Genomic DNA, 6,784 nt, shown 5'->3' with positions numbered 1-6,784 from the left:
CCCCTCATCCGACCGAGCTTCGCTCGGCCACCTTCTCCCACAAGGGGAGAAGGTTGAGCGCCCTCCTTCTCCCCTTGTGGGAGAAGGTGGATTGGCGCGAAGCGCCAAGACGGATGAGGGGTGTTGGAAGGATCGCAACGTTAATCTGCTCCTCCCATCCTGAATCCATTTAGTCATCCAAATCACTGAACCAACGAGAAAAACCCCATGAAATCGCATGCAAAGGTCGTGGTCATCGGCGGCGGTGTCGTCGGATGCTCGGTGCTGTTCCATCTCGCCCGCCACGGTTGGACCGATGTCGTGCTTCTGGAGCGCGACGAGCTGACCTCGGGCTCGACCTGGCATGCGGCCGGCGGCATGCACACCATCAATGGCGACCCCAACGTCGCCAAGCTGCAGAAATACACGATCTCGCTCTACAAGGAGATCGAGGAGCTTTCCGGCCAGGCGACGGGCGTGCACCTCACCGGCGGCGTGCTTTTGGCGGCGACCGAGGCGCGGCTCGACTGGCTGCGCGGCGTCGTTTCGAAAGGGCGCTATCTCGGCATCGACCTCGAGGTGATCTCGGCAAAGGAAGCGGCCGAACTGATGCCGCTCCTCGATCCAAAGCAATTCGTCGGCGCGGTGCGCAACAAGGAGGACGGCCATCTCGACCCATCGGGCGTGACGCATGCCTATGCCAAGGCGGCGCGGAAACTGGGCGCCGAGGTCGAGCGTTTCACCAAGGTCGAGGACATCGTGCGCCGGCCTGACGGCTTGTGGCGCGTCATCACCAACAAGGGCGAGGTGATCGCTGAGCATGTCGTCAATGCCGGCGGGCTGTGGGCGCGCGAGGTCGGCCGCATGGTTGGGCTCGAGCTGCCGGTGCTGGCGATGGAACACATGTACCTGATCACCGAGGACATGCCGGAGGTCGCCGACTGGAACAAGAAGACCGGTACCGAGATCATCCACGCGGTCGATTTCGACGGCGAGCTCTATCTGCGCCAGGAGCGCGGCGGCATGCTGATGGGCACCTATGAAAAGGCGAACAAGGTCTGGTCCGAATTCTCCACACCTTGGAATTTCGGCCATGAGCTGCTGGAGCCGGATATCGACCGAATCGCGCCGTCGCTGGAAGTCGGCTTCCGCCATTTTCCGGCCTTCCAGAAGACGGGCATCAAGCAGATCATCAATGGCCCGTTCACCTTTGCACCGGACGGCAATCCGCTGGTCGGCCCGGTGCGCGGCCTGCCGGGCTTCTGGGTCGCCTGCGGCGTCATGGCGGGCTTTTCTCAAGGGGGCGGCGTTGGCCTCGCGCTCTCCAACTGGATGATCGAAGGCGATCCCGGCGCCGATATCTGGGCGATGGACGTCGCACGCTATGGCGACTGGGCGACGATGGCCTACACCAACGCCAAGGTGCGCGAGAATTACTCGCGGCGCTTCTCGATCCGCTTCCCGAATGAGGAGCTGCCCGCGGGGCGTCCACTGAAGACGACGCCTCTCTACGACACGCTGTCGGCCAAGGGTGCGCAATGGGGCGTGGCCTATGGGCTGGAAGTGCCGCTCTGGTATGCGCCCGAAGGCGTCAAGGACGAGTTCTCGTGGCGACGCTCGAGCGACTTCGACCATGTCGCAAGCGAGGTCGCTGCCGTTCGCAACGGCGTCGGCCTGTCGGAGATTTCGAGCTTCGCCAAATACAAGGTCTCGGGCGAGGGCGCCGCGGCCTGGCTGGACCACGTGCTCGCCTGCAAATTACCCAAGCCTGGCCGCATGACGCTGGCGCCGATGCTGAAGGAAGATGGCAAGCTGATCGGCGATTTCACGCTTGCCAATGTCGGCGCCCCCAATACCAACAGCAACGAATGGTTCATCGCCGGCTCCGGCGTTGCCGAGCAGTACCATATGCGCTGGTTCGAGGCGCATCTGCCCAAGGACGGCTCGGTGCGCATCGAGGCGCTGGGGCAGAAGCTCGCCGGCCTTGCCATCGCAGGCCCGAAGGCGAGGGAGGTGCTGGCCAAAGTCACCCGCACCGATGTCTCCAACGCCGCGTTCCCGTTCATGGCGGTTGCGAGGATGGATATCGGCATGGCGCCCTGCCTGGTCGGCCGCGTCAGCTATACCGGCGATCTCGGCTACGAGATCTGGGTGGCACCGGAATATCAGCGTGCCGCGTACCAGGCGCTGATGGCAGCAGGCGAGGAATTCGGCATCGGCCTGTTCGGCTCGCGCGCGCTCAATGCGCTCAGGCTCGAAAAGAACTACGGCTCATGGGCGCGTGAATACCGGCCGATTTATGGGCCGCTGGAGGCTGGACTCGACCGGTTCGTCGCCTATGGCAAGGAGGTTGACTTCATCGGCAAGGAAGCAGCGCTCGTCGAGCGCAAGCAAGGCGGCAAGCTGAGGCTGCGCGCCTTCATCGTCGAGGCAGACGATGCCGATGTCATCGGCGACGAGGCGATCTGGCATGACGGCGCCGTGCGCGGCTGGGTGACGTCCGGCGGCTATGCGCACCATTCGAAGATGTCGGTGGCCATGGGCTACGTACCGAAGGAGATCGCCGACAAAACCGACGGCTTCGAGATAGAAATCCTTGGCAAACGCCATGCGGCCCGCATTCAAGCGGCGCCGCTGTTCGACGCCAATTTCGAGCGGATGCGCGCCTGAAAAACAGGCGCGCATGGCTCGGCAGATCAGGCGCTGCGCCGGTTGTCCAGCGCGAAGGCGCCCGGGCCTGCGAATATCAGATAGAGGAAGATGATGCAGAACGAGATCGCCGCGTCGCCGCCGTTGTTGACCGGAAAGAAGTCGCGCGGCATGTGCGCCATGAAATAGGCGATCGCCATTTCTCCGGCGAGAAGGAAGGCGACCGGGCGGGTGAAAAGGCCAAGGGCCAGCAGGATGCCGCCGGCGAATTCGAGAATGGCGGCAGCCGTCGTCAGCCCGGTGAGGGCATGCGGCTCGGCGCTGATCGGGAAGTTGAACAGCTTCTGTGAGCCATGTTCGATGAACTGCAAGGCGGTCATGATGCGGAGTGCGCCCAGAGCCTGCGGCTGATAGCGGGCGAGACCTTCAAAAAGCTTCATCTAAAACTCCATTTTACCCCTCGCGACCGGCCATAAGTTATCGTGCGACAATGGACCACTCACTTCCCTCCGCCTGCCGTCAACATTCGGTGAGTGGCATGGTTTCATCGCTCTGGTGCGCTCTCGCAATAGTTGCAATTGTCTCCCTGTGGTTGTATTGATATTCGGATACACCAAACCATGCGGGAATCCCTTTGCCATGAAAAAAGTCGCCATCAGCCTATTCGCACTCCTTGCAGGCACGAGCTTCGCCATGGCCGGCGACGCGGGCTGCGATTCCTTCAAATGGCCGGTCACGCGAGAGCAGGCTCTGTTTCCGGCGGCGCCAGCCGCGCAGTCCGGCGCTACGCTAGCGGTCGGGCAAGCGGTGGATTTCTCGCTCGCAGCAGTCGACGTGGTCAGCTTTGAAGTGCCGCCGCAACGTGCACCGGCAGCCGGCACGTTCGGCGCGACGGCAAGCGTGACCGTGCCGCCTGAAGGCGAGCTCCAGTTCAGCCTGTCCGATGAGGCCTGGATCGATATCGTGCAGGACGGCCATGCCGTGAAGTCGGCGGGTTTCAGCGGCGTGAAGACCTGCCCGGGCATTCGCAAGAGCGTACGCTTCAAGCTGTCCGCCGGTCCGGCCACGGTGCAGCTCAGCGGCGCGAAGACGCCCGACCTCAAAGTGGCGGTGCTGACGCCGGAGTGACACCTGGGAGGGCCAGCGCCGGCGGGACAAGCGCCCCCTCTGTTCTGTCTATCCTTCGCAGTAATTGTGGAGGGTGGACCGCACATCTTCCCACGAGGGGCAGGGCAATCGCACATGGCGCTCCCCCACTCCGTCTCGGCTTCGCCGAGCCACCTCTCCCCCATGTTCATGGGAGAGGTGGCCGCGCAGCGGCCGGAGTGAGGGACTGTCGCCGCCATATGCGATTGTCCCGCCCCCAGGAGACATCGGCAATTCTACCGAACCGGCGCCAGCAACGCGAAATGAGCGCCTTGCGGGTCCTGGCATTGGACGACCCACTGCGCGCTCGGCACTTCCATCGGCCCCATCAGCACCTTGCCGCCATTGTCGGTGACGCGCTTGGCGGCGGCATCGATCGCGTCGACGTTGAAATAGAACTGCCAGACCGGGACCGGGATCTGCGGCGGCTTGTTCATCATGCCGCCGCCGGACTCAGGCCCGGCGCCGAAGGTCTGGTAGATGCCCATCTCGCCCATGTCGAACTGACCGGCGCTCTCCCAGCCGAACTGGCTTGAATAGAAGTCGAACGCCGCCTTCCAGTCCGAGGTGTAAAGCTCGTGCCAGCCAACATGGCCAAGCGTGGTGGCCGGCACCGGCGGCTGGGCAGGCTGGTTGGGCTGCAGGAACATGAAGGTCGCGCCCTGCGGGTCGGCAACGACGGCGAAGCGGCCGACGCCAGGGATGTCGTCCGGTGCGCGGTGGACGGAGCCGCCCGCATCCTGCAGCGCCTTCGTCGAGGCGTCGACGTCCTTGGTATAGATATAGCCCAGCCAGGTCGGCGGCATGCCCATCTTGGCGGCGTCTTCCGGCATCGTCATCAGCCCGCCGACGCCGCGCATGCTGGAGTTCATAACGATGTAGCGGGGCATGCCCGGCGCCTTGTCGAAGGGCTCGGCCCTCCAGCCGACGACGGCGATGTAAAAGGCCTCGGCGGCGTCGAGGTCGGTGGTCATCAGTTCGTACCAGAAGAAGGGTTTTGGGGAATTCGGCATGGTCGGTCTCCTCACCGGTTCAGGCAGCGATCGCGCTTCGATCCATCCTAGGACGATCTCGGCGACAGAAATCCGACATCTGGGCCGGAAATCGTGGACGGCAAGGCGCGCCGGGCCAGCGATCTTGCGTGTTCCGCGGTTTTCGACTTTGCTGGCGTCAAAGAGGGGCTCTTGTTTTCCATGCGCCGAATGTCGCTCACGCCTGAGCTTGTCGCTCTGTGCCACCGGGAGGAGGCAGATCCTGGTCCGAGCGGAGAGTGGACACAGTTGATCGACGACGATTTCCGCGCGCTTGCCTTGCGCCTGTCGGGCGAAGCGGACGCGGGGCCGCTCTGGGTGTTCGCCTATGGCTCGCTGATCTGGAAGCCGGCCTTCGAATCGGTCGAGCAGCGGCGCGCCTCGGCCTATGGCTGGCATCGCTCCTTCTGCCTGGACCTGGTGCGCTGGAGGGGCAGCGCCGCGCAGCCTGGCCTGATGATGGCGCTGGAACGGGGCGGGCGCTGCGAAGGCGTGATCTATCGCCTGCCCGACGGCGAGAAGCCGGCCCAGATCGAAAGACTGCTGCGGCGTGAGATCGACGATCACGAGGCCGTCAGCTCGGTCAGATGGGTCCCGGTACGCACGGCGCAAGGATCGTTGCGAGCGCTTGGTTTCTGGGTCGGCGTGACCGGCAGGGGCACATCTGTCGGACAGCCGCTGGAGAAGGTGGCATGGGTGCTGGCGCGCGCGTGCGGCCATGTCGGTTCCGGCGCAGAGTATCTCCACAACACCGTCAGTCATCTGGAAGCGTTCGGCATCCGTGACCGCAATCTGTGGCGGCTGCAGGAGCTTGTCGCCGATGAGATCAGGTCGATCCATGGCCACAGGATCGCAAGCAGCGAGCCGTCGGAGACAGCAGTTGCCGCTATAATATGACAACAACTGTCAAGTTTTTATCTGGCCATTACAGCGACTTGGTCGAAAATTGACCAATTGATAAAAAAATAAAACGTGCTAGCCTTCCCCAAAACGAAAACAAAGGGGAACTGGAATGGCGACTGGTCATTTCATCGAAGGCATTGCCGGCGGCCGGCTGTCTTCCGAGCAATATGGCGACAATTTTTCCGACCTGCATCCGCCGCTCGATCACCACGAGGCGCTGGTCGAGGCCGATCGCTGCTATTTCTGCTACGACGCGCCGTGCATGAATGCATGCCCGACCTCGATCGACATTCCGATGTTCATCCGGCAGATCGCGACCGGCAATCCGCTGGGCTCGGCCAAGACGATTTTCGATCAGAACATCCTTGGCGGCATGTGCGCTCGCGTCTGCCCGACAGAGACGCTGTGCGAAGAGGTCTGCGTGCGCGAGGTCGCGGAAGGCAAGCCGGTGCAGATCGGCCGGCTGCAGCGCTACGCGACCGACGTCGCGATGGACGAGGACAAGCAGTTCTACAAGCGCGCCGAGCCGACCGGAAAGACGGTCGCGGTGGTCGGCGCCGGGCCTTCGGGTCTAGCGGCGGCGCACCGCCTTGCCCGCCATGGCCATGACGTCACCATCCTCGAGGTGCGGCCGAAGGCCGGCGGCCTCAACGAATACGGCATCGCCGCCTATAAGAGCGTCGACGATTTCGCCCAGGCCGAGGTCGACTATGTCACCTCGATCGGCGGCATCGACATCCAGAACGGCAAGGCGCTCGGCCGCGACTTCCAGCTCTCGGACCTGATCCGCAACTATGACGCCGTGTTCCTCGGCATCGGGCTTGGCGGCGTCAACGCGCTCAGCGCCGAAGGTGAGGATGCCGACGGTGTCGCCAACGCCGTCGAGTTCATCGCGGAACTCAGGCAAGCGAGCGATCTTTCCAGCCTGCCGGTCGGGCGGCGGGTTGTCGTCATCGGCGGCGGCATGACGGCGATCGATGCCGCGGTGCAGTCGAAGCTGCTCGGCGCCGAGGAGGTGACGATCTGCTACCGGCGGGGACAGGAGCATATGAACGCCTCCGGCTTCGAGCAGGACC

6 protein-coding genes are annotated in these 6,784 nt (G+C 63.7%); 4 read left to right on the top strand and 2 right to left on the bottom strand.

Annotation, left to right across the window (positions count from 1 at the left end; genetic code table 11):
- The first annotated feature begins 207 nt into the window (after positions 1-207).
- Positions 208-2,649, top strand: a complete 2,442-nt coding sequence (locus tag EOA38_RS23830) for an FAD-dependent oxidoreductase (protein ID WP_127300383.1) — start codon at positions 208-210, stop codon at positions 2,647-2,649.
- Between the two features lie 26 nt (positions 2,650-2,675).
- On the opposite strand, the gene EOA38_RS23825 is transcribed toward EOA38_RS23830, so the two are convergent.
- Entirely contained in the window at positions 2,676-3,068 is a 393-nt protein-coding gene (locus tag EOA38_RS23825; RefSeq protein WP_127300382.1) for a DoxX family protein, read from the bottom strand.
- A gap of 199 nt (positions 3,069-3,267) precedes the next feature.
- Here EOA38_RS23825 and EOA38_RS23820 point away from each other — a divergent pair, with 199 nt between their 5' ends.
- Entirely contained in the window at positions 3,268-3,756 is a 489-nt protein-coding gene (locus EOA38_RS23820) for a hypothetical protein (RefSeq protein ID WP_126093025.1), read from the top strand.
- Between the two features lie 254 nt (positions 3,757-4,010).
- On the opposite strand, the gene EOA38_RS23815 is transcribed toward EOA38_RS23820, so the two are convergent.
- Positions 4,011-4,787, bottom strand: coding sequence for a VOC family protein (locus EOA38_RS23815; RefSeq protein ID WP_127300381.1), 777 nt, complete (start codon positions 4,785-4,787; stop codon positions 4,011-4,013).
- Positions 4,788-4,967: 180 nt separating this feature from the next.
- On the opposite strand from EOA38_RS23815, the gene EOA38_RS23810 reads away from it, so the two are divergent.
- Together EOA38_RS23810 and EOA38_RS23805 are read left to right on the top strand one after the other, a co-directional pair.
- Positions 4,968-5,702: a gamma-glutamylcyclotransferase gene (locus EOA38_RS23810; RefSeq protein ID WP_127300380.1), complete on the top strand. Its 735-nt coding sequence runs from the start codon at positions 4,968-4,970 to the stop codon at positions 5,700-5,702.
- 115 nt (positions 5,703-5,817) lie between these two features.
- Positions 5,818-6,784, top strand: a 967-nt coding sequence (locus EOA38_RS23805) for an NAD(P)-dependent oxidoreductase (protein WP_145966045.1), incomplete at its 3' end; no start/stop codon positions are given.

The organism is Mesorhizobium sp. M1E.F.Ca.ET.041.01.1.1 (genome assembly GCF_003997355.1).
Taxonomy (GTDB): Bacteria; Pseudomonadota; Alphaproteobacteria; order Rhizobiales; family Rhizobiaceae; genus Mesorhizobium.
This window is presented reverse-complemented; position numbering and strand designations above follow the sequence as displayed.